The following is a 22,801-nucleotide window of genomic DNA, read 5'->3' on the forward strand; positions in this document are numbered from 1 at the left end:
TAAAGGAGATAAACGAATCATGGCTTTGACTCTGCAAAAAGGTGGCAACCTTTCGCTGTCGAAAACCGACCCTACCTTGACCAATGTACTGATTGGCCTTGGCTGGGACCCGCGTGCCACTGACGGCCAGGACTTTGACCTGGACGCCAGCGCATTCCTGTTGGGCGCCAATGGCAAAGTCCGCAGCGAAGCTGACTTCATTTTCTACAACCAGCTGAAAAGCGCCGATGGCTCTGTCGAGCATACCGGTGACAACCGTACCGGTGCCGGCGACGGCGACGATGAAGTGCTGAAGGTCGATCTGACCCGTGTACCGGCTGACGTCGACAAGGTTGTGTTTGTCGTGACCATCCACGAAGCCGATGCCCGCAAGCAGAACTTCGGACAGGTAGGCGGTTCATTCATCCGCGTGCTGAATGAAAAGTCGGGTTCGGAAGTTGTTCGCTACGACCTGGCAGAAGACGCATCGACGGAAACTGCGATGGTCTTCGCTGAGCTTTACCGCAACGGCGCTGAATGGAAGTTCCGCGCAGTCGGTCAGGGTTATGCCGGTGGCCTCAAGGCCGTCGCCAACTCTTACGGCATGAACTTCTGATTTTCGCCCAATCATTTTTCCAGAAAGGATTACGAACATGGCTGTAAGTCTGAGTAAAGGCGGTAACGTTTCGCTGTCCAAAGAGGCCCCTGGCCTGACAGAAATCACCGTAGGCCTGGGCTGGGATCCGCGCGTTACTGACGGCACCGAGTTCGACCTGGATGCTTCCATTTTCATCGTGGGTGAAAGTGGCAAGGTTCTGGACGACAACAGCTTCATTTTCTACAACAACAAGAAGTCGACCGATGGCTCGGTTGAGCACTTGGGCGACAACCGCTCCGGCGCAGGCGATGGCGATGATGAGTCGGTCAACGTCAAGCTGACGGGTCTGGCTGCCACGGTCAAAAAGCTGGTGTTCGCCGTGACCATTCACTCTGCTGAAGAGCGCAAGCAAAGCTTCGGTCAGGTTGGCAACGCTTACATCCGCGTTGTGAACAAGGCAGATGGCAAGGAAATCGCTCGCTACGACTTGTCGGAAGACGCATCGACTGAAACCGCGATGATCTTCGGCGAGCTGTATCGCAACGGCGAGGAGTTCAAGTTCAAGGCCATCGGCCAGGGCTTTGCAGGCGGTCTCAAGCCTCTGGCAGAAGCCCACGGCGTCTCGATCGGCTGAACCTGAGTCACGCCTGATACGCGCAATAAAAACCCCCGTCAGCGATGGCGGGGGTTTTTTATTGTCTGCACTTCAGTGCCTGGGCTGCCTTTCGGCCATTGACCGCGTCAGATGATGCCAGCCGTCCTGGCAGCCTTGAGCCAGTCCGGAAACTCTTCCATGAGCAGGTCGTAGAGCTTTTCTTCCGGGATTTCATCCAGGCGGTCCAGGGCGAAAAAGTTGCAGTTGTCCACGACACGGCCGTCCATGTCATCCAGCTTTTCGAGAATGCCGTATCCACGTCCGCCCAGGCCGACGAACTGCCAGAAGATCGGTAGTTTGGCTGCTTCGATCATCAGTTTGGTGATTGCACGGTCTTCGTAGATGCCGCCATCGCTGATGAACAGTATGTAAACCGGGGTCTTGTCGTTCGACTGCTTGTAGTAGTCGATGACCATGCGCATCGCCTTGGGCTCATCGTTTATCCGTGCGCCCAGTACCCAGTCTTTCCAACCACCTTTGTCGGTCTTGATGAAGTCCTTGAAGTTGTTCAGCGTTACGGCTGACAACTGCTGGGGCTTGGCGCCGAATGCCCAGCAATCCAGGGCGCCGTCATCGTCGAAATGCACGGCGAGAGGGATCAGTCGGTCCACGACTTCCTGCACGTGTCCACGGTTGTATTGCCCATTCATGGACCCCGACGCATCGAGCACCAGGCCGACGCGTGCCTTGGTGTCGGTGAGTTTGGCTTTTTCCAGGCTGATCTGTGCCTTTTTTGCCAGGCTGACCAATTGCGGCGCAGCGTCGGCGATCTTTTTCTCCAGAGAGACTCTGGCGGGCGTGGCAGGGGTCGGCGCTGGTGCGGGTGCTTCACTGACCTCGCCACCAAAATGCACCACCAGCGCATCCAGACCGGCGTTGTAGCCTTGCAGGTTTGAGGCGATACGCCATTCGCCGTTCTTGCGATAAATGTCAGCGACCATGATCGCTTTTTCAGCCGCGAAGCTCGCGCCGGAAAACTCGCCACGAGCCACTTCGCGACCGCTGTCTTTGATACTGAAGTGGCTGGCCTGAATATCGCTCATCGCGCCTGCACCGTCGATGGAGGCTGTGAACACCAGACGGTCGATTGACGCTGGCAGGCTGGCGAGCGCCAGCTGGAAGTCGCCACCGTTGGACTGCTTGACGCTGTTGCAAGGGCTGGCGGGCTGGTTGAAAAAGATCATGTAGCGGTCGTCTGACAGTTTGCCGTTTGCATCGACCCCGAAGCAGACGTAATCAATCACATGCCCCGACTTGATGTCGATGGACAGTGTCAGATCCGAGCCCTGCAGGAGCGTGGACAGCGGTATGCGTTGACCTTGTGTGATAAGCATGTCTCTTCCTTGGCGATGAGGGGCCGTAATGGCCCCTTATGACAGAATGGCAAATTAACGCTCGCTTCGGCCCACACCCGCAGGGCCAGCTGCCAGCATCCGACCGGCCAGGCGCGAGAAGGGCAGGCTTTGCAGCCAGACCGTTCCGGGCCCCGTGAGTCTGGCGAAAAACATGCCTTCGCCGCCGAACAACATGGATTTGATGCCGCCGCCGACCATGCGGATATCGTAGTCGACGGTCTGGGTCATGGCCGCCAGACAACCGGTGTCCACATCCAGCCCTTCGCCGGCTGCCAGCTCGATCTTGCGCACGGTGCCGCCCATGTGCACAAACACCCAGCCGTCACCTTCCAGTTTTTGCAGCACGAAGCCTTCGCCACCAAACAGGCCCGTGAGGATCTTCTTCTGGAACTGGATGCCGATAGAGACGCCTTTGGCGCCCGCCAGGAAGCTGTCCTTCTGACAGATCAGCTTGCCGCCAAAGTCGCGCAGGTTGAGCGGCAGGATGGTGCCGGGGTAGGGGGCCGCGAAAGCCACGCGTCCTTTGCCATTGCCCTGCTGCGAAAACACCGTGGTGAACAGGCTTTCACCGGTCAGCATGCGCTTGCCCGCCCCAAACAGTGAGCCCAGCAGCCCCGAGGACTGGTTGCTGCCGTCGCCGAAGATGGTTTCCATCTGCACGTCGCAGGTTTTGTACATCATCGCGCCGGCCTCGGCGACCGCACTTTCGCCGGGGTCCAGTTCCAGCTCGACGAACTGGGTTTCGGCGCCGTACAGCTTGAAGTCCACGCCTTCGGTTGCCTGGGATGAACCGTAGCCGCCCGAGGCACCAGCGTCAGGTGTGAAAGAAGGCCGTTTGAGCGGCGGCGAGCCCGGGGTGTTTGAAGGGGCTGGCGCAGGAGCGGCGTGTGCGGGCAGTGCTGATGGCCTGGGTTGAATCATGTCCGGTGTCGGGTCCGGGAACGGCGTAACGCCGTCCTTCTTCATCGCGCGCACTTCGGCAACCTGATAGATCGGCTGCCAGTCCGGCATGCCTTGCTTCCAGCACCAGGCACCGGGAGATTCACGCGCGATGAGCCGGGCAGCCGCCGAATCCATCGGGCCCAGCTGTTTGCCGGCGTTCATTACAAACCACTGTTCCAAGGCGCTTGCTCCTTACCCGATCAGGTTGTGATAGTCGGCGTGCACGAAGGGGTCAGATGCTCAGGCGCATGGACAGGTCCACGGCTTTCACATCCTTGGTCATTGCACCAATGGAGATGAAATCGACACCGGTCTCGGCGATCACGCGCAACGTATCGTCATTGATGCCACCGCTGGCTTCGAGCTTGGCACGCCCGGCAGTCAGCTTTACCGCTTCGCGCATGTCATCCAGGCTGAGTTCGTCGAGCATGATGATGTCGGCCCCGGCTTGCAGCGCCTCTTTGAGTTCGCTCAGGCTTTCAACTTCGACTTCTACCGGCTTGCCCGGTGCGATCTTGCGCGCCGCCTCGATGGCCTGGGCAATGCCGCCACAGGCTGCGATGTGGTTTTCCTTGATCAGAAACGCATCGTAGAGCCCGATACGGTGGTTGTGGCAGCCGCCGCAGGTCACCGCATATTTTTGCGCGAGGCGCAGACCCGGCAATGTCTTGCGGGTGTCGAGCAACCTGACCTGAGTACCCGCCACCATGTCAGCGAAATACTGCGCCCGGGTGGCGACACCCGAAAGCATCTGCAGAAAGTTGAGAGCGCTGCGTTCGCCGGTCAGCAGTGAGCGGGCCGGTCCTTCCAGATGAAACAAGGCCTGATCGGGACTGACCCGCTCGCCATCGCTGACTTGCCAGTGCACGGCCACACGTGGGTCCAATTGACGAAAAACCGCATCGACCCAGGCCGTGCCCGCGATCACGGCAGCATCGCGCGAGATGATCGTCGCTTTGGCCAGACGCTCCTCGGGGATCAGTTGAGCGGTAATGTCGCCACTGCCGACATCTTCGAGCAATGCGCGGCGCACATTGGCTTCGATTTCGGCTGTCAGGGCGGCAAGTCGTAAATTCGGCATAGCAGGCTCCACTAACAAAGTCGATCGAGTATAAGCCACCGCACCCCTGTAACCCACCCGTGCCAGCGGTCTTGTCTGGCAATCGGGACATGCTGTTGGTCGGTTTTGCAAAAAGCTTTGCGATGGAACCCGAAAGACGCGGTCTATCCCCGCATCAGGTTCTGCTGAATGCGTTGATCAGGGCGCAACACGCTGCTGGCGTCGATGACAAGTTTTGAAAGATAATGCGACTTGTATTTGACGTCATAGGTTTGACGTAGCGCAGAACCAAGGGGATCGCTTCACACACGACGGTCAAAAGCCGGATTGTGAGGGGGTTCAGGTAGTTTCCTGTCAGGGGGCGTGATGCCGAACGACGAAAAAGTAGTGCCATTGAGCAAAGTATTCCCGGGTCAGGGGAGCGGTACGCCGCTTGCCAGACTGCCCGTGGTGTTGCTGCAAGTGCGCGATAAAGCGGCACAGCAACTCAAGGACGGTTTGCAGGCGCTGTTCGACAATGCTGATGACACCCTGTTCGAGATGGCCGACCGTGCCCGCAATAACACCGAGCAGAATATCTTTTTCGAAGCAATGCGTGACCTGCGCCTCAAGCGTAAAAGTATCGAACGTGGCTTCCTCGACCAGTTCTACGAGTCGTTTCTGGCGCTGGGTCAGTACCGGATCACTGAACCTGATCTGCCGGTCTCGGTGCCGTTCGACAAGCTTGCGCTGGTGGCCAACGATGACCTGGAAAAGACGGTCGCCGTCGACTCCATGGTTACCAAGGTCATGAGTCGTGATGGTCTTGCCCTCGGTCAGCTCACCACCCGCCTGAATGTGCTGCTGCCTCAACCCATTGTCGACCAGGCCAATCCGTTGGGCCCTGCAATGCTGTGCCGGTTCTACCTGGCCGCCGGAAAAAGTCTGGGGGTCGAGATCAAGGTCAAGCTGATCATTCTCAAGTTGTTCGAGAAGTATGTCCTGACCAACACCGATCACTTGTACGGCGAGGCCAATCAGTTGCTGATCGCCACCGGTATATTGCCGGAGATGAAAGCCCTGCCGGCCCGACGCTCGTCTGACCGAAGCGCGCCGAGGACACAGAGCCCCACCTTGTCCGACCCTGCGCTCGCGCAGGCGGCCGACAAACTCGATAAAAGTGTGCAGGAAGTATTCTCGGCATTGCAGGAACTGCTGCTGCAGGTGCGGGGCAATCTTGTGCCGCGTCATGAGGCGAATACTGAAGTACGACCGATTTCAAGCAAGGACCTGCTGCGCTTGCTTTCGCATTTGCAGCAGTATGTGCCTGCTCAGGATATGTCGGACGAGTTCGATCTGCGCAATCAGCTGGAACAGTTGCTGACGCGTGTCAGTGTCAAAAGCGGCAAGTCCCGAGGCGTGGGTGCTGGCGACGAAGACGTCATCAACCTGATCGCCATGCTCTTCGAATTCATTCTCGACGACCGTAATTTGCCCGCTTCGCTGCGCGCCCTGATCGGTCGCTTGCAGATCCCGATGCTCAAGGTAGCGGTGCTGGACAAAAGCTTCTTCAGTCGGGGCAGTCATCCTGCACGCCGTTTACTCAACGAGATCGCTACCGCCGCGCTTGGCTGGGGTGGGCGTGACGATTATCAGCGAGACTCGCTCTATATGCGGGTTGAGCAGATCGTGCAGCGGCTGCTGAATGACTTTGTCGATGACCCCGCGATTTTTTCCGAACTGCTGGCAGATTTCCTCGCGTTTACAGGCGATGAACGACGCCGCAGCGAACTGCTTGAGCAGCGCACACGCGATGCTGAGGAAGGCCGTGCTCGCGCAGAGCTGGCCCGACAGTGCGTGCAGCGGGAGTTGAACCAGCGGTTGATGGGCAAAACGTTGCCGGAAGTGGTCGTGCGGCTGTTGCAGGAGGCCTGGAGCAAGGTGCTGCTGCTGATCTGTCTCAAGCACGGTGAAGATTCCGGCGAATGGCAGGCCGGCCTGACGACCATGGACGACCTGATCTGGAGCGTTGAGCCCCATGATGATCCGCAGGCCCGCCAGCAACTGCTGGACCTGGTGCCCGGGTTGCTCAAATCATTGCGCGATGGCTTGACCCGCGCAGCATTCGATCCGTTCGCCACCAGCGAGTTTTTCAGCCAGTTGGAAACGCTGCATGTCAGCGCGTTTCAGCAGTTCTCTCATGCGCAGGAAAGTGGCGGCGCAGTCGATCAGCATGAGTCGGACTCTTCAGTCGTCTCGACGGCGGATGGGCCGGCGATGGTAGCGGTTGTCGACAGGATCGTCCTCCTTGAGCCCCAGGAGAGTGCTCTGCATGAACCGATCCCGGAACTTGAGGATGATGATGCCGGGTTACAGCAGGTTGACACATTGCGCGTGGGTTGCTGGGTCGAAATCAAGGAAGACGAAGAGCACAGGTTGCGCTGCAAGCTGACTGCCATCGTTGAGCCGACCGGTCGCTATATCTTCGTCAATCGCACCGGCATGAAGGTGCTGGAAAAAACGCGTAAAGGCCTGGCGGTGGATTTTCAACGCGGCGCTGTGCGTATTCTGGATGATGCGTTGCTGTTTGATAGGGCGCTCGCGTCGGTGATCAACAACCTGCGCAAGCGCAAGAGTGCCTGAGCCCCGGGGCAGGGGCTCACTCCACCCTCCGACACTGCGTACGAGCCAAACTGCAGCTTGACGGGCTGTTTCGTACGCAGGCCATTGGCATGCAAGCATCTACATCCTTCTGCATCGCGGGCATACTTGGCGCCTTCCCATTTCTTTCAAAGGAATTCCCATGCAGCTGGATGGCGCAAGCGGTTGGTGTGAAGGCATTCAGCAATGCCCTTCGCCCAATTTCAATTCGCGACCCGACGGCGAGATCTCCTTGCTGGTCATTCATAACATCAGCCTGCCGCCCGCCCAGTTCAAGACGGGCAAAGTGCAGGCGTTCTTCCAGAATCAGCTCGATACAGATGAGCATCCCTATTTCAAGGGCATTGCCGATCTGAAAGTTTCAGCGCATTTTCTTATCGAACGTGATGGCGACGTGATTCAGTTCGTCTCTTGTCTGGACCGTGCGTGGCATGCGGGCGTATCCAGTTTTCTGGGGCGCGAAGGCTGCAATGATTTTTCCATAGGTATCGAGCTGGAAGGGACAGACGACCAGCCCTTCACCGATGACCAGTACCGCGCGCTGATCGAATTGACGCGTCAGCTGCGCCGGGCGTTCACAGCCATCACGCCCGAGCGTATTTGTGGCCACAGCGACATCGCACCCGGGCGCAAGACGGATCCGGGGCCGTGTTTTGACTGGGCCAGATTTCAGGCGGCTTTGCAGGAATGATGTGAGGGACAAACGATGAGTTTTCTGGTGTTGCTGCTGGCCGTCTGGATCGAGAAATTCTCAGCCTTGCGGCAGCGCGTGCAGCGTGACGGGCCATGGTTGAAAGAGCTGGCAAAGCTTGAGGCCAGCCCGCGAACTGCCTCTCGCCCGTGGGTAACCCTGGCATTGTTGATCCTGTTGCCGGTGTTGCTGCTGCAACTGGTGCTGACCATTGTCGGTTCAGTCGCATATGGCTGGCTGGCGCTGCCTGTCCACTTGCTGGTATTGATTTATAGCCTGGGGCGGGGCGACCTGATCGCCGCGCTGGGACCTTTTCGCGATGCTTGCCGACGCGGTGACGAACAGGCGGCGGTACATGTGGCCGAGCGCGATATGGGCGTTCTGGCCGACGATGGCCCGCAATTGCTGCAGGGCGTGCAGGGTTACATGCTCTGGCAGGCCTATCAGAGTTTTTTCGCAGTGATCTTCTGGTATTTCCTGCTGGGTCCGGTGGCGGCGCTGGCGTATCGGTTATTGGCGCTTGCCGCCGAACACGGTACCAGTGCTGCGCTGGTCGAGCGGGCCGAACAACTGCGTCATGCTTTCGACTGGATACCGGTCAGGTTGCTTGCGGCCAGCTTTGCGCTGGTGGGCAACTTCGTCGCGGTGAGCCGGGTCATGTTGCATGAATTGCTGAACTGGAACATCAGCGCAGCCGCTCTGATCACCCGCATCGGCTGTGCCGCCAGCGAGGTGCGCTCGCCTGAACTGGGTGCGGAGGGCGTATCGAGCCTCGACATGCTCTGGGAGCTGTTGATTCGCGCCGCGATTGTCTGGTACGCCGGTTTTGCGTTGTGGACGCTGCTGGTCTGACAGGGTGCTGTCCTGGAGCGCTTCAAGCGTTCCAGCCAAACACCTCGCAGGCATTGCGCGTACTTGCATCGGCCAGCTGCTCGTGAGTGACCTTCATCAGTTCGGCCAGGTATGTACAGATATCAGGCAAATGTTCCGGGCTGTTGCGCTGGTTGGGGTACATGGCGGGGGCCATGTCTGGAGAGTCGGTCTCCAGTACCACGCTTTCTAGCGGCAATTGCGCAATGACGCGATGCATGCGCAGTGCCTGCGGCCAGGTCGCTGCGCCGCCAAGGCCCAGTTTGAAACCGAGCTTCAGGTACTCCTTCGCTTCCTCCCGGCTACCGGCAAATGCATGAATGATCCCGCAGCGTTTGAGCTTGTAGCGCTTTAGCGTTGCAATCACATCGGCATGGCTGCGTCGCACATGGAGCAACACGGGTAGGTCGAAATCCGCCGCGAGTTGCAGTTGGGCTTCGAAGACCTGCTGCTGACGAGCCCGGTCCAGATCTTCGAGGTAGTAATCCAGGCCGATCTCGCCTATTGCACACAACTTTGCGTGACCCTGCAGCCGGGCAAGCCAGTCGCCCAGCTCGATCAGATGTTGCGGGCGATGCTCATCAATGAACACCGGATGCAGCCCAAAGGCTGCGTGAAGGGCGGGGTGTTGCAAAGTCAGGTCCCAGACGCGTTGCCAGTTTTGCTGGTACACACCCAGAACCACGATACGTTGAACGCCGAGCGAGTCGCACCTTTCCAGAATCTGCACGCGATCGGCATCGAAGTCTGGAAAATCAAGGTGGGTGTGCGTATCGATCAGCGTCACGCTCAGACTCCGTGGATCCGTTGCTTGAAGGATCGGGCGATCGCGTGTACGCCCGGCTGGTATTCATTGTTCTGAACAGCCGCCAGCGCCAGCTGCAGGGCTTTGTCTGCGATCAGTTGATGCTGTTGAGCCATGGCGTTGACGGGCAGCGGCAGGAAATCCAGCAGTTGTGTGTCGCCGAACGTTCCCAGATGAAGCTGAGTAGCGTTGAGCTGCTGGCTTTGCAGAACATCAAATACGCCTTGCAGCAGTACGTATGAGGTGGTCACCAGCGCATCGGGGAAATGGCCGAGGCGCTGCAGCATTTCGCTCATCAGACGATGCCCGCATTCACGGCTGAAGTGCTCGCCGTGTTCCACGATGGTCGTGCCGGCAAAACCGTCCAGCGCATGGCGGAAACCGGCCGCACGTGCGCGACTGATGCTCAGCTCGGGCCGCGCGCCGATCAGGGCGATGTGTTGAGGCTTGGTCTGCAACAGGCTGTAGGTCAGTTGCAGGCTGGCGTCGTGGTCATCGCTGACCACCGAGCAGAAGTAATCGGGGTTCATCTCCCGGTCGATGGCGATGATGGGCAAGCCCTTCAGTTGCAGCTCGCGGTAGCTGTCGTCGCTGGGTGGCAGGCAGCTCGCGACCAGCAGCGCATCACAGCGACGCGCGCGAAACACTTGCAGCAGTTGCAGCTCGCTGACGGGGTCGTCATCGGAACTGGCAATCAGCATCTGGTACCCCAGTTTGCGCGCGCCTTGTTCAAGCAGCTTGGCGATGCGGGCGTAACTCGGGTTTTCCAGGTCCGGCAGGATGAACCCCAGAGTTTTGCTGTGCCGACTGCGCAGCCCAGCTGCCTGAGGGTTGGGTCTGAAATCGTGTTCGTCGACCACCGCCCTGACACGCTCGACGGTGGCAGGGCTGATGCGCTGCTGTTCGGCCTTGCCGTTGATCACGTAACTGGCTGTGGTGACGGAAACACCTGCCAGACGGGCAATATCGCTCAGTTTCACCGCAAATTTTCCTTTTGTTGTTTGCGTGGCTCAGAACAGTCAGAGCAGTCTTGATATGACGATCATCTTTACACCAGACAGTGGCATTTTCCCAACTACTCCGAGTATTTTGGGACGTCTCCTACAGCGATAAGACCGACTGGGCTTCAATGAATGCACAGAATCGAGTAACGTGCCGTGCAATTGTAGATTAAACGATTCAGCAGTCCGATTGTCTGCTGCATTCCAGATGAAACTGATGTCCGATGGGACAGCACTTCATCACCTAAGCTGTCGATCACGCTTGATCGTCATTAAAACAAGAAATCAGGTGGCGCCTTTGCGCTGCACAGGAGTCTAGGCAATGCTCGAACTCTCTCTGGAGCAAATATCCATGGCCCAGTCGGCTGTGGATAAGACTGCCGCACTTAAACTGCTTGCCGACCACCTGGTTGCTGATGGCCTCGTTGCAGAGGGTTATCTGACCGGGCTGACGAACCGCGAGCAACAGGGTTCGACCTTCCTCGGCCAGGGTATTGCAATTCCCCATGGTACGCCTGAAACCCGCGACCTGGTGTTTACCACCGGTGTGCGCCTGATGCAGTTCCCCGAAGGGGTGGATTGGGGTGACGGTCAGATCGTCTATCTGGCGATCGGTATCGCGGCGAAGTCCGATGAGCATTTGCGCCTGCTGCAACTGCTGACCCGTGCGCTGGGTGAGGAAGATCTCGGCCCGGCCCTGCGCGAAGCCAAAACGCCCGAAGACCTGCTCAAGTTGTTGCAGGGCGCTCCTCAGGAACTGGCCCTCGACGCACAAATGATCAGCCTGGGTGTGTCGGCTGACGATTTCGAAGAACTGGTCTGGCGCGGCGCGCGCCTGCTGCGCAAGGCTGACTGTGTCAGCAATGGTTTTGCCGCTGTGCTTCAGCAAGTCGAAGCCCTGTCGTTGGGTGATGGTCTGTGGTGGCTGCACAGTGAGCAAACGGTCAAGCGCCCGGGCCTTGCGTTCGTCACGCCCGACAAACCGATCCGTTACCTGGGCCAACCGCTGACGGGCCTGTTCTGTCTGGCCAGCCTGGGCGAAGCGCATCAGGCTTTGCTTGAGCGCTTGTGCCTTTTGTTGATCGAGGGCCGTGGCCATGAATTGGGTCACGCCACTAACAGCCGCGTCATATTGCAGGCCCTGGGTGGCGAACTGCCCGTTGAATGGCCGACTGAGCAGATCGCGCTGTTGAATGCCCACGGGTTGCATGCGCGTCCCGCCAAGATCCTCGCGCAACTGGCCAAAGAGTTCGAAGGTGAAATTCGCGTTCGCGTGCTGGAGGCCGGTGACACTGCGGTGTCGGTCAAGAGTCTCAGCAAACTGCTGAGCCTTGGCGCACGTCGTGGTCAGACGCTGGAATTCATCGCTGAACCGAGCATCGCTGCCGACGCGTTGCCCGCTCTGATCGCTGCAGTGCAGCAGGGGTTGGGGGAAGAAGTCGAGCCGTTGCCGGTGGTTGCCGAAGCTCAGTCTGCGGCGCCGCAAGCCGCTGTCGCCAAGCCGGTAATTGCCCCGGCCGCAGGTAGCGTGTTGCAGGCTGTGCCTGCATCTCCGGGCATTGCGATCGGCCCGGCACACGTGCAAGTGCTGCAAACCTTCGACTATCCACAGCAGGGCGAGTCAGTCGCCGCCGAGCGTGAGCGCCTGCACAAAGCGCTGGCCGAGGTGCGCAGCGATATCGAAAACCTGATTCAGCGCAGCAAGGCCAAGGCCATTCGCGAGATCTTCATCACTCACCAAGAGATGCTTGAAGACCCGGAACTGACCCAGGAAGTCGAGTTGCGCCTTAACAACAACGAAAGCGCCGCCGCTGCATGGGCCAGCGTTATCGAAGCGGCGGCTGTTCAACAGGAGCAGTTGAAAGACGCGCTGCTGGCTGAGCGTGCCGCTGATCTGCGTGACGTCGGTCGCCGGGTGCTGGCCCAGATCTGCGGCGTCGAAACCATCGCGGCTCCGGATGAGCCTTACATCCTGGTCATGGACGAGGTCGGCCCGTCTGATGTCGCCCGTCTGGACCCGGCACAGGTAGCGGGGATTCTCACGGCGCGCGGTGGCGCGACTGCGCACAGTGCAATTGTGGCGCGAGCGCTGGGTATCCCCGCGCTGGTCGGCGCAGGTGAGGCGGTGTTGCTGTTGAAACCGGGCACGGTTCTGTTGCTCGACAGCCAGCGTGGACGCCTGACCGTCGCTCCTGACGAGGCAACCCTGCAACGTGCGGCGCAGGACCGGGATGAGCGCGAACAGCGCCTCAAGGCTGCAGCAGCGGCACGCATGGAGCCTGCCGTGACCCGTGATGGCCACGCGGTCGAAGTCTTCGCCAACATCGGCGACAGCACCGGCACGCCAGCGGCTGTGGAGCAGGGCGCCGAGGGCGTAGGCTTGCTGCGCACCGAATTACTGTTCATGGCTCACTCCCAGGCGCCGGACGAAGCGACTCAGGAAGCTGAATACCGTCGCGTGCTTCTGGATCTGGGCGGTCGTCCGCTGGTGGTGCGCACGCTGGACGTCGGCGGTGACAAGCCGTTGCCGTACTGGCCGATCGACAAGGAAGAGAACCCGTTCCTCGGTGTACGCGGCATCCGTCTGACATTGCAACGTCCGGAGGTGATGGAAAGTCAGTTGCGCGCTCTGCTGCGGGCTGCCGACAGCGGTCCGCTGCGCATCATGTTCCCGATGGTCGGCACCGTCGAAGAGTGGCGTCAGGCGCGGGACATGACCCAGCGCCTGCGTGAAGAAATCCCGGTCAGCGACCTGCAACTGGGGATCATGATCGAGGTGCCATCGGCCGCCCTGATCGCGCCGGTCCTGGCCAAGGAAGTTGATTTCTTCAGTATCGGCACCAACGACCTGACCCAATACACGTTGGCCATCGACCGCGGTCATCCGACGCTGTCGGCGCAGGCCGATGGCCTGCATCCGTCGGTCCTGCAACTCATCGACATGACCGTGCGTGCGGCACATGCCAACGGCAAGTGGGTCGGTGTGTGTGGCGAACTGGCGGCAGACCCGCTGGCCGTGCCAGTGCTGGTTGGTCTGGGCGTCGACGAATTGAGCGTGTCGGCACGCAGCATTGGCGAGGTCAAGGCGTGTGTGCGTGAACTGACCCTGAGCACTGCTCAGCAATTGGCGCAAACCGCGCTGACGGTGGGCAGCGCCGCTGAAGTCCGCGCACTGGTGGAGGCACTGTAATGGCGAAGATTCTTACTCTGACCATGAACCCGGCGTTGGACCTGACCGTGCAACTGGCGAAGATGGAAGTGGGGCAGGTCAATCGCAGCAACGCGATGCTCACCCATGCGGCAGGCAAAGGCCTCAATGTTGCGCAGGTGCTGGCTGACCTTGGGCATGACCTGACGGTCGCCGGTTTCCTGGGCGTCGATAATCAGCAGGCCTTCGAGGCGCTGTTCGAGCGGCGTGCTTTCGTCGACGAGTTCGTCCGCGTGCCGGGCGAAACGCGCAGCAATATCAAGTTGGCCGAGGGCAATGGCCGTATCACCGATCTGAACGGCCCAGGCCCGCAGGTCAGCGATGACGCGCAACAGGCACTGTTTGCTCGCGTGCAACAGATAGCGCCGGGCTTCGATGTGGTGGTCGTTGCGGGCAGTCTGCCGCGTGGCGTATCACCGGAGTGGCTGCAAAAACTGTTGCTGATGCTAAAGGACCTCGGGCTGAAGGTCGCGCTGGACAGCAGCGGGCTGGCCCTGCGGGCAGGTCTTGCCGCAGGCCCGTGGCTCATCAAGCCCAATACCGAAGAACTGGCCGATGCGCTCGACGCACCGATCATTTCCATCGCAGCTCAGGCAGAAGCAGCCTCGCGACTGCATGCGCAGGGCATCGAGCATGTGGTTATTTCCCAGGGCTCGGAAGGTGTGCATTGGTTCAGTCCAAGCCTGGCGCTGCATTCGCTGCCGCCCACGGTCACCGTGGCCAGCACCGTAGGCGCGGGTGATTCGTTGCTGGCCGGTATGGTTCATGGATTGATCTGCGGCCATGAGCCACATCAAACACTGCGAACGGCGACGGCGATTGCGGCCATGGCCGTGACCCAGATCGGTTTCGGCATCACCGATGCCACGCAACTCAAACGGCTTGAAGGCGGCGTCACCGTACGCAACCTGACAGAACAATAAGAGAGGATCGTCATGAAGTTAGCCATAGTAACGGCCTGCCCGAACGGCAAGGTCAGCAGCGTACTCAGTGCACGATTGCTCGAGGCAGCGGCGCTGCGTCAGGGCTGGGAAACCAGCGTTGAGATCATCGACCCGCACAAGCCGGACCGACAGCTGTCGGCTCACGACATCGAGGCCGCTGATCTGGTGCTGGTGGTCAATACCGGCCCGCTGGACCTGAGCCGCTTTGTCGGCAAGCGTCTGTTTCAGGACTCCCCCGCGCATGCCTTGCAGGAGGTGGATGGTTTTCTGCAGCGAGCCAATCAGGACGCGAAGGTCCATGAAGCCTCCCTGGCTCCCGCGCCTGAGGCGACTGGCAGCGCCAATGCCCAGCCGCGCATCGTCGCAATCACCGCTTGTCCGACGGGTGTCGCGCATACGTTCATGGCCGCCGAAGCCCTTCAGCAGGCTGCCAAGAAGCTGAATTACGAGTTGCACGTGGAAACCCAAGGCTCGGTCGGCGCCAAGACACCGCTGAGCCCGCAAGCGATTGCCAATGCGGATGTGGTGCTGCTGGCGGCTGATATCGAGGTCAACACGGACCGTTTCGCCGGCAAGAAAATCTACCGCTGCGGGACTGGTATTGCGCTCAAACAATCCGAAACGACCCTGAAAAATGCCTTGGCGCAAGGGCAGGTCGAATCCGACGCGTCTGCCGCCAAGTCGCCTGCCAAGCAAGAAAAAGCCGGCGTCTACAAGCACCTGCTGACGGGTGTTTCGTTCATGCTGCCGATGGTGGTAGCAGGTGGTCTGCTGATTGCCCTGTCGTTTGTGTTCGGTATCACGGCGTTCAAGGAGCAGGGCACACTGGCAGCGGCGCTGATGCAGATTGGTGGCGAAGCGGCCTTCAAGCTGATGGTGCCGCTGCTGGCCGGTTACATCGCTTACTCCATCGCTGACCGCCCAGGGCTTGCGCCCGGCATGATCGGCGGTTTGTTGGCGAGCACGCTGGGTGCCGGCTTTATCGGCGGTATCGTCGCAGGGTTTCTGGCGGGTTACAGCGCAGCGGCGATCAACCGCTACGCACGCCTGCCCGCGAGCGTCGAGGCGCTCAAACCGATTCTGATCATCCCGTTGCTGTCGAGTCTGTTCACCGGTCTGGTGATGATCTATGTGGTCGGCAAACCGGTTGCCGGCATGCTCGAAGCACTGACGCACTTCCTGGACAGCATGGGCACCACCAATGCGATCCTGCTGGGCGTGTTGCTGGGCGCGATGATGTGTGTCGACTTGGGTGGGCCGATCAACAAGGCCTCTTATGCATTCTCCGTGGGCCTGCTCGCGTCGCAAAGCTACGCGCCTATGGCTGCCGCAATGGCCGCCGGTATGGTGCCGCCCATTGGCATGGGCATCGCCACGATCCTCGCCCGTCGCAAATTTGCCCAGAGCGAGCGCGAGGCAGGTAAAGCTGCTTTCGTACTGGGGCTATGCTTCATTTCCGAAGGCGCAATCCCGTTTGCAGCCAAAGACCCGCTGCGCGTGATCCCGTCGGCTGTGGTCGGCGGTGCGTTGACCGGTGCGTTATCGATGTACTTCGGCTGTAAACTGATGGCGCCGCACGGTGGTCTGTTCGTGATGCTGATCCCCAATGCGATCAACCATGCGCTGCTGTATCTGGTGGCAATCGTCGCGGGCAGCGTCGTGACGGGCGTGGTGTATGCCTTTCTCAAACGCCCCGAAGCGGTCGAATTGGAAGTCGCCCCCGCCAGCGCCTGACAGTCGGCTTGCGGTACATCTGGCAGAGATGTACCGCCTGGGCTCATCTGTTCGTGAACAAGCTCACTCCCACGAGGGCGTACGCCTTCCGTGAGTCAGCTTGCTGACGAAGGCTCCGGTGAAGTGCGTCCACGGCGTTCCGTTTGCTGATGAAGAGGCCAATCAATCCACACTCCGCCTTACCGGCCCATCTCACTGCCCGCATTGGCACGCTGTCATACAGCGCCCATATTCCCCTGCTAGGTTGCTCTTTTGCCTGTCTGCGAGGGGTTTACCGTGAGCCAATTCGATCTCAAGCGCCGTCGTATCATTCAAGCTGTCGGGGCCGGGCTGTTGCTGCCTGGGCTGGCCCCGGCTGTTATCGCCTCGGTCCAGGACCGTCCGAAAATCACCGACGGCGTGCAGTCGGGGGATGTGCTGGGTGATCGCGCCGTCATCTGGAGCCGCAGTGATCGACCTGCCCGTATGGTGGTCGAGTGGGACACGCGCAGTATGTTTACTCAGCCGCGGCGTGTGGTGTCAGGACTGGCTGACCAACGTACCGATTTCACCGCGCGCGTGGATCTGAGCGGCTTGCCCGTCGATCAGGCGATCTTCTATCGCGTGTCGTTTGAAGATGTGCAGACCGGCGTGGCCAGCGAACCCTGGTTCGGCCATTTGCGCAGCATGCCGCAACAGCGCCGTAACATTCGGTTCGTCTGGAGCGGCGACACTGTAGGCCAAGGTTTTGGCATCAACCCTGACATAGGCGGCATGCGGATTTACGAAGCCATGCGCCTGCGCTTGCCTGATTTCTTCATCCACAGCGGCGACACCATTTATGCCGACGGCCCGGTTCCGGCGCAGATCACCGCCGAAGACGGACGTATCTGGCGCAATATCACCACGGAGGCCAAGAGCAAGGTTGCGGAAACCCTGGATGAGTACCGAGGCAATTACCGTTACAACCTGATGGACGATAACTTGCGCCGTTTCAATGCCGAGGTGCCACAAATCTGGCAATGGGACGATCACGAAGTGACCAATAACTGGTCGCCGAGCAAACAGCTGGATGATCGCTACAAAGTCAAAGACATCCAGTTGCTGTCGTCTCGGGCACGTCAGGCTTACCTGGAGTACGCACCGTTGCGCCTGCAGGAGGCTGATAACGGTGGCCGCATCTACCGCAAGATTCCCTACGGGCCGATGCTGGATGTGTTTGTGCTGGACATGCGCAGTTACCGTGACGGCAACGACGCGAATCTGGCTGACACGCCGGGCCCGACCACTGCTTTCATGGGGCGCGAGCAGTTGAACTGGCTCAAGCGTGAACTCAAGGCGTCGTCCGCACAGTGGAAGGTCATTGCTGCTGACATGCCGATTGGCCTGGGTGTGCCGGACGGCGAAGTCAGCCCCGGTGTGGCGCGCTGGGAAGCCATCGCCAACGGCAACGACGGTGCTCCATTGGGTCGTGAGTTGGAGGTCGCTGAGCTGCTGGCGTATCTGCGCGCCCAGAAAGTCCGCGACTGTGTATGGCTGACGGCAGACGTGCACTACTGCGCGGCGCATCACTATCAGCCGGACCTTGCAGTGTTTCAGGACTTTGATCCTTTTTGGGAGTTTGTTGCCGGGCCTCTGAACGCCGGCAGCTTCGGCCCGAATACGCTGGACAAGACCTTTGGTCCTGAACTCGTATTCCAGAAGGCTCCGCCTGCGCAGAACACATCGCCCTTCGCGGGTTTCCAGTTCTTCGGTGAAGTGAATATCGATGGACAGAGTGGCGAAATGACCGTGGCCCTGCGTGATCTGGACGGCGTGTCGGTCTTCGAGCGCACGCTGCAGCCTGCGGCTGAGGCGCCTCGTATCGCCTGACGGAAATTCCTTGCAACACGCTCGTCATGGGTGGCTTATCATTGAGTCACCTAATGACGGCACCGGGTGCGTTGCATGTTGGCTATTTTTCTCGAAACCCTGAACATCACCGCCCCGGTTTTTGCCATGCTGTTTCTGGGCGTGTTTCTCAAGCGTATCGGTGCGATCAACGACAGCTTCATCGTTGCGGCTTCGGGGCTGGTGTTCAACGTCACGATGCCTGCGCTGCTGTTTCTGGGCATCATCCACGCGGATCTGCGCGCTGCCCTGCAACCCAAACTGCTGATCTTTTTCAGTGCCGCAACATTGTTGAGCTTCGCATTCATCTGGTGCTGGGCAGTCTGGCGCTGCCCGTATGAAGAGCGCGGGATCTACGTGCAGGGCGCATTCCGCGGTAACAACGGCGTCATCGGTCTGGCGCTGGCGGCCAGCATGTATGGTTCCTACGGTATCTCGCTGGGCGCGATCCTCGCAGCGCTGGTCATCGTCTTTTACAACACGCTCTCGACGGTTGTGCTTGCGGTCTACAGCCCGGTCATCAAGTCGGATCCGTGGAGTGTATTCAAAAGCGTACTGGCCAACCCGTTGATCATCAGTGTGATCATCGCGTCGCCGTTCGCGTATTTCAGTATCGGATTGCCCAAATGGCTGGAAACCTCGGGCAGCTATCTGGCGCAGATGACCTTGCCGCTGGCATTGATCTGCATCGGCGGTACGCTGTCACTGGCCTCACTGCGCAAGAGCGGAAAGCTGGCCATCAGTGCCAGTGTCATGAAGATGGTCGCGTTACCCGTGTTAGGCACGTTCGCAGCCTGGCTGGTCGGTTTTCGCGGTGCGGAACTGGGGATTCTGTTCCTGTACTTCGGCAGTCCGACGGCAGCGGCCAGCTACATCATGGCGCGTACGGCCAATGGCAACTACGAATTGGCGGCAGCGATCATCGTCATCACCACGCTGGCGGCTGCGGTTACCACCAACGTCGGGATCTTCATCCTGCAATGGGGTGGCTGGATTTAGTCCGGTTTGACGTAGCTGTCGATCACTTCCTGCGCCGAGCGAAAGGCTTCGATGGCGGCAGGCACACCGGCATACACCGCGCAGTGCAACAGGGCCTCGCGGATCTCTTCCACAGTGCAGCCGTTATTGAGTGCGCCGCGCACATGGCCCTTGAGTTCCTGCGAACACTTCAGCGCCGTCAGCGTAGCCAGAGTGATCAGGCTGCGGGTCTTGAGCGGCAGACCTTCACCGCTCCAGACGCTGCCCCACGCATGTTCGTTGACGAAGTCCTGCAACGGCTGACTGAAATCGGTGGCGTTGCCCAGTGCGCGGTCGACGAATGCATCGCCCATCACCTGACGACGAATCTGTTCGCCTTCGCTGATCGGTTTGTCTGTCATGGCGTTTCCTCTGTGTGCAGTCAGTGTTGGCGGCGCCAGGCGCGGATGGTGGTCAAGGCAACGATCACACCCAGCGGTGGCAGGATGAACGAAAGCATGGCGTTTTCAAGCCGTTCGGCCAGCAGCATGCCGGTGCTGATCGAAATGATATGCAAACCATAGGTCAGGTACAGCGACAGAAGGAACACGCCTTCGATACGGTCGATCCGGTAGCCCGAATAGAACAGTGGCACGCATAGCAGTGCGACTCCCAGCATCACGGGCAGGTCGAACGCCAGCGCATTGGGCGAGATGGTCAGAGGAACTGGCGCCATCAACGCGGTCACGCCCAGCACACCGAGCAAATTGAACACGTTGCTGCCAATCACGTTGCCGACGGCAATGTCGCGCTCGCCACGAAAGGCTGCGATCACCGACGTCATCAGTGCGGGCAGGGAGGTGCCGACGGCGATCACAGTCAGGCCGATGATACGTTCGGAAAGCCCGAGGTTGATGGCGATGACCACCGACGCATCCACCAGCAGGTGTCCGCCAGTGGTCAGCATCAGCAGGCCAGACGCGAGCATGGCAATCCGTGTCAGGGCGCGGGGTTTCTCGGTCGTAATCGCCTGACCGTGGCGTGGCGTATGGCCACCCTGTCGGATCACGACGAACAGGCAAGCCAGCAAGCCGGCCAGCAGCAGGACGCCATCGAAGCGACTGAGCTCGCCTGTCCATGACAGACCGATTACCAGCAGGCAGGCGCCGATCATCAAGGGAATGTCGACACGCAGCACCTGGCGGGCCACACGTAACGGGATAATCAGTGCACACAGGCCGAGAATCACCAGCACATTGAATATATTGCCGCCAATGACGCTGCCGATCGCGATGTCGGTGTTTTCCGAGAACGCGGCTTGCAGGCTGACCGCCATTTGCGGCGCGCTGGTGCCCATCGCAACTACGGTCAGGCCGATGATCAAGGGTCTGACCTTGAAAATGGCCGCCAGGTGCACGGCTGAGCGAACTGACAGCTCAGCACCGATCAGCAGCAGTACAAGGCCGGTGATCATCTGAATGAGCGAGGGGGCGGGCAACGTCGATAGCTGGAGAATTCCGGAAGTCCTTAGTCGAGGCTCTGAATACGCACGGTTGCGGTACCGCTGCGCAGCATACCCAGTTGTTCGGCTGCCTCGCGAGACACATCGATCAATCTTCCGCGTGTATGCGGCCCACGGTCATTGATGCGCACCACCACCGTCTTGTTGTTATCGACGTTGGTCACCTTGACTCGGGTGCCGAAGGGCAACTGCCGGTGGGCGGCGGTCAGGGCGTTCTGGTTGAAGGGCTCACCGCTGGCGGTGCGATTGCCGTGGTGGCGGGCACCGTAGTAGGACGCGCGTCCGGTTTCATCGTAGCCGTGAGGGTCGATTTCGTGGCTGGCACAACCGGCAAGAAGCGCAAGTGCGCTACAGGCAGAAAGCAGTCGGCGCATGGGTCGGGTCCTGAATGCCTGTGGATCGAAAAGGGGGGTGTACCAACGTGTGGGTCAAACCGGTTCTGGCCGGAAACAGTCCATCGGCGGGTGGCGCTTGTGCCGGCCGGTCATCAAACCCCGACCAGTCAAGCACCACCCTTTTATCAGCCTTCGAGCTTGGCCTTCAGCAGTTCGTTGACCTGCTGCGGGTTGGCCTTGCCTTTCGATGCTTTCATGGCCTGCCCGACGAAGAAGCCGAACATCTTGCCACGCTTGGCTTCGTCAGCGGCCCGGTACTGTTCGACCTGTTCAGCGTTGGCAGCCAGCATTTCGTCGAGCATTGACTCGATGGCGCCGCTGTCAGTGACCTGCTTCAGGCCGCGCTTCTCGATGACCTCATCAGCGCTGCCCTCACCATTGGCCATTGCCTCGAACACCATCTTGGCGATTTTGCCGGAAATGGTGTTGTCGGTGATGCGCTTGAGCATGCCGCCCAAATGTTCGGCGCTGACCGGCGATTGCTCGATTTCGACGCCCTGTTTGTTCAACAGGCTGCCCAGTTCGACCATGACCCAGTTGGCGGCCAGTTTGGCGTCACCACTGATGCTCACCACCTGCTCGAAATAATCAGCCTGTTCACGGCTCGAAGCCAGCACGCTGGCGTCATACGTCGACAGACCGAATTGGCTCTGGAAGCGCTCGCGCTTCTGCGGCGGCAACTCGGGCAAGGTGGCGCGCACGTCATCCAGGAACGAGTCCTCGATGATGATCGGCAGCAGGTCCGGGTCGGGGAAGTAACGGTAGTCGTTGGCTTCTTCCTTGCTGCGCATGGCGCGTGTTTCGTTGGTGTTCGGGTCATACAGACGAGTCTGCTGAATGACCTTGCCACCGTCTTCGATCAGGTCTATCTGGCGCTGAATCTCGCTGTTGATGGCCTTTTCGATGAAGCGGAACGAGTTGACGTTCTTGATCTCGCAGCGAGTACCGAACTCGACCTGGCCTTTCGGACGAATCGACACGTTACAGTCGCAGCGCAGAGAGCCTTCAGCCATGTTGCCGTCGCAGATGCCGAGGTAGCGAACCATCGCGTGCATGGCCTTGACGTAGGCGACCGCTTCCTTGGCGCTGCGCATGTCCGGCTCGGAAACGATTTCCAGCAGCGGCGTACCGGCGCGGTTCAGGTCGATGCCAGTCATGCCCTGGAAGTCTTCATGCAGGCTTTTGCCCGCATCTTCTTCCAGGTGAGCGCGGGTGATGCCGATACGTTTGACCGTGCCGTCTTCCAGCGTGATGTCCAGGTGGCCCTTGCCGACAATCGGCAGTTCCATCTGGCTGATCTGATAGCCCTTGGGCAGGTCAGGGTAGAAGTAGTTCTTGCGGGCAAACACGTTGTGCTGGCCAATTTCAGCGTCGACTGCAAGGCCGAACTTGACGGCCATGCGCACGGCTTCCTTGTTCAGCACCGGCAATACACCCGGCATGCCCAGGTCAACCAGGCTGGCCTGGGTGTTGGGCTCGGAGCCGAACGTGGTGGCGCTGCCGGAAAAAATCTTCGATTGGGTCGAAAGCTGGGTATGAATCTCCAGCCCGATGACGACTTCCCATTGCATGTGTT

General features: G+C 59.7%; 19 protein-coding genes. 10 read left to right on the plus strand and 9 right to left on the minus strand.

Annotation, left to right across the window (positions count from 1 at the left end; genetic code table 11):
• Window positions 1–19: 19 nt before the first annotated feature.
• Window positions 20–595 carry a TerD family protein gene (locus KDX37_RS06540; RefSeq protein ID WP_231651864.1) on the plus strand — a complete coding sequence of 192 codons (576 nt, stop codon included), beginning with the start codon at window positions 20–22 and terminating at the stop codon, window positions 593–595.
• Between the two features lie 37 nt (window positions 596–632).
• The gene (locus KDX37_RS06545; RefSeq protein WP_231651865.1) at window positions 633–1,211 is read left to right on the plus strand and encodes a TerD family protein; all 579 of its coding nucleotides are present in this window, start codon (window positions 633–635) and stop codon (window positions 1,209–1,211) included.
• A 107-nt stretch (window positions 1,212–1,318) separates the two neighbouring features.
• On the opposite strand, the gene KDX37_RS06550 is transcribed toward KDX37_RS06545, so the two are convergent.
• From KDX37_RS06550 to nadC, 3 genes are read right to left on the minus strand one after another with little or no spacing between them, the layout of a single operon-like run.
• The gene (locus KDX37_RS06550) at window positions 1,319–2,566 is read right to left on the minus strand and encodes a VWA domain-containing protein (protein ID WP_231651866.1); all 1,248 of its coding nucleotides are present in this window, start codon (window positions 2,564–2,566) and stop codon (window positions 1,319–1,321) included.
• A 54-nt stretch (window positions 2,567–2,620) separates the two neighbouring features.
• Window positions 2,621–3,709, minus strand: coding sequence for a TIGR00266 family protein (locus KDX37_RS06555; protein ID WP_231651867.1), 1,089 nt, complete (start codon window positions 3,707–3,709; stop codon window positions 2,621–2,623).
• A gap of 52 nt (window positions 3,710–3,761) precedes the next feature.
• On the minus strand, window positions 3,762–4,610 hold the full coding sequence (gene nadC, locus KDX37_RS06560) for a carboxylating nicotinate-nucleotide diphosphorylase (protein WP_231651868.1): 849 nt from the start codon (window positions 4,608–4,610) through the stop codon (window positions 3,762–3,764).
• A 345-nt stretch (window positions 4,611–4,955) separates the two neighbouring features.
• Here nadC and KDX37_RS06565 point away from each other — a divergent pair, with 345 nt between their 5' ends.
• The 3 genes from KDX37_RS06565 to ampE all read left to right on the plus strand — a co-directional run bounded on the left by KDX37_RS06565 (window position 4,956) and on the right by ampE (window position 8,772).
• Window positions 4,956–7,211: a DUF1631 domain-containing protein gene (locus KDX37_RS06565; protein WP_231651869.1), complete on the plus strand. Its 2,256-nt coding sequence runs from the start codon at window positions 4,956–4,958 to the stop codon at window positions 7,209–7,211.
• Window positions 7,212–7,371: 160 nt separating this feature from the next.
• Entirely contained in the window at window positions 7,372–7,920 is a 549-nt protein-coding gene (gene ampD, locus KDX37_RS06570) for a 1,6-anhydro-N-acetylmuramyl-L-alanine amidase AmpD (protein WP_231651870.1), read from the plus strand.
• A 15-nt stretch (window positions 7,921–7,935) separates the two neighbouring features.
• Window positions 7,936–8,772 (plus strand): regulatory signaling modulator protein AmpE, encoded by an 837-nt coding sequence (gene ampE, locus KDX37_RS06575; RefSeq protein ID WP_231651871.1) that lies wholly within the window; start codon window positions 7,936–7,938, stop codon window positions 8,770–8,772.
• 22 nt (window positions 8,773–8,794) lie between these two features.
• Here the strand turns inward: ampE and KDX37_RS06580 are convergent, their stop codons facing one another.
• Both KDX37_RS06580 and cra read right to left on the minus strand, forming a co-directional pair.
• On the minus strand, window positions 8,795–9,583 hold the full coding sequence (locus tag KDX37_RS06580) for a TatD family hydrolase (RefSeq protein WP_231652000.1): 789 nt from the start codon (window positions 9,581–9,583) through the stop codon (window positions 8,795–8,797).
• Complete coding sequence (gene cra / locus KDX37_RS06585; protein WP_231651872.1) at window positions 9,580–10,575, minus strand: catabolite repressor/activator; 996 nt, start codon at window positions 10,573–10,575, stop codon at window positions 9,580–9,582. Before cra ends, KDX37_RS06580 begins: the two co-directional genes overlap by 4 nt.
• Window positions 10,576–10,918: 343 nt before the next feature.
• Between cra and ptsP the strand changes: the two genes are divergently transcribed.
• The 5 genes from ptsP to KDX37_RS06610 all read left to right on the plus strand — a co-directional run bounded on the left by ptsP (window position 10,919) and on the right by KDX37_RS06610 (window position 19,350).
• A complete protein-coding gene (ptsP, locus tag KDX37_RS06590; protein ID WP_231651873.1) occupies window positions 10,919–13,786 on the plus strand; it encodes a phosphoenolpyruvate--protein phosphotransferase in 2,868 nt (955 codons plus the stop codon).
• Window positions 13,786–14,727: a 1-phosphofructokinase gene (pfkB, locus tag KDX37_RS06595; protein WP_231651874.1), complete on the plus strand. Its 942-nt coding sequence runs from the start codon at window positions 13,786–13,788 to the stop codon at window positions 14,725–14,727. The genes ptsP and pfkB overlap by 1 nt, the downstream gene beginning before the upstream one ends.
• A gap of 12 nt (window positions 14,728–14,739) precedes the next feature.
• A complete protein-coding gene (locus tag KDX37_RS06600) occupies window positions 14,740–16,482 on the plus strand; it encodes a PTS fructose-like transporter subunit IIB (protein ID WP_231651875.1) in 1,743 nt (580 codons plus the stop codon).
• Window positions 16,483–16,758: 276 nt separating this feature from the next.
• Window positions 16,759–18,333: an alkaline phosphatase D family protein gene (locus KDX37_RS06605; protein WP_231651876.1), complete on the plus strand. Its 1,575-nt coding sequence runs from the start codon at window positions 16,759–16,761 to the stop codon at window positions 18,331–18,333.
• 75 nt (window positions 18,334–18,408) lie between these two features.
• Window positions 18,409–19,350, plus strand: a complete 942-nt coding sequence (locus KDX37_RS06610) for an AEC family transporter (RefSeq protein WP_231651877.1) — start codon at window positions 18,409–18,411, stop codon at window positions 19,348–19,350.
• On the opposite strand, the gene KDX37_RS06615 is transcribed toward KDX37_RS06610, so the two are convergent.
• The 4 genes from KDX37_RS06615 to gatB form a co-directional block, all read right to left on the minus strand.
• Window positions 19,347–19,730 (minus strand): carboxymuconolactone decarboxylase family protein, encoded by a 384-nt coding sequence (locus KDX37_RS06615; RefSeq protein WP_231651878.1) that lies wholly within the window; start codon window positions 19,728–19,730, stop codon window positions 19,347–19,349. The genes KDX37_RS06610 and KDX37_RS06615 overlap by 4 nt on opposite strands.
• Before the next feature lie 20 nt (window positions 19,731–19,750).
• Window positions 19,751–20,782: a calcium/sodium antiporter gene (locus tag KDX37_RS06620; RefSeq protein WP_231651879.1), complete on the minus strand. Its 1,032-nt coding sequence runs from the start codon at window positions 20,780–20,782 to the stop codon at window positions 19,751–19,753.
• A 53-nt stretch (window positions 20,783–20,835) separates the two neighbouring features.
• Complete coding sequence (locus tag KDX37_RS06625; RefSeq protein ID WP_231651880.1) at window positions 20,836–21,204, minus strand: septal ring lytic transglycosylase RlpA family protein; 369 nt, start codon at window positions 21,202–21,204, stop codon at window positions 20,836–20,838.
• A gap of 146 nt (window positions 21,205–21,350) precedes the next feature.
• Window positions 21,351–22,796 (minus strand): Asp-tRNA(Asn)/Glu-tRNA(Gln) amidotransferase subunit GatB, encoded by a 1,446-nt coding sequence (gene gatB / locus KDX37_RS06630; protein WP_231651881.1) that lies wholly within the window; start codon window positions 22,794–22,796, stop codon window positions 21,351–21,353.
• Window positions 22,797–22,801 lie beyond the last annotated feature (5 nt).

The sequence above is a fragment of the Pseudomonas californiensis genome, from assembly GCF_021147775.1.
Lineage (GTDB): Bacteria > Pseudomonadota > Gammaproteobacteria > Pseudomonadales > Pseudomonadaceae > Aquipseudomonas > Aquipseudomonas californiensis.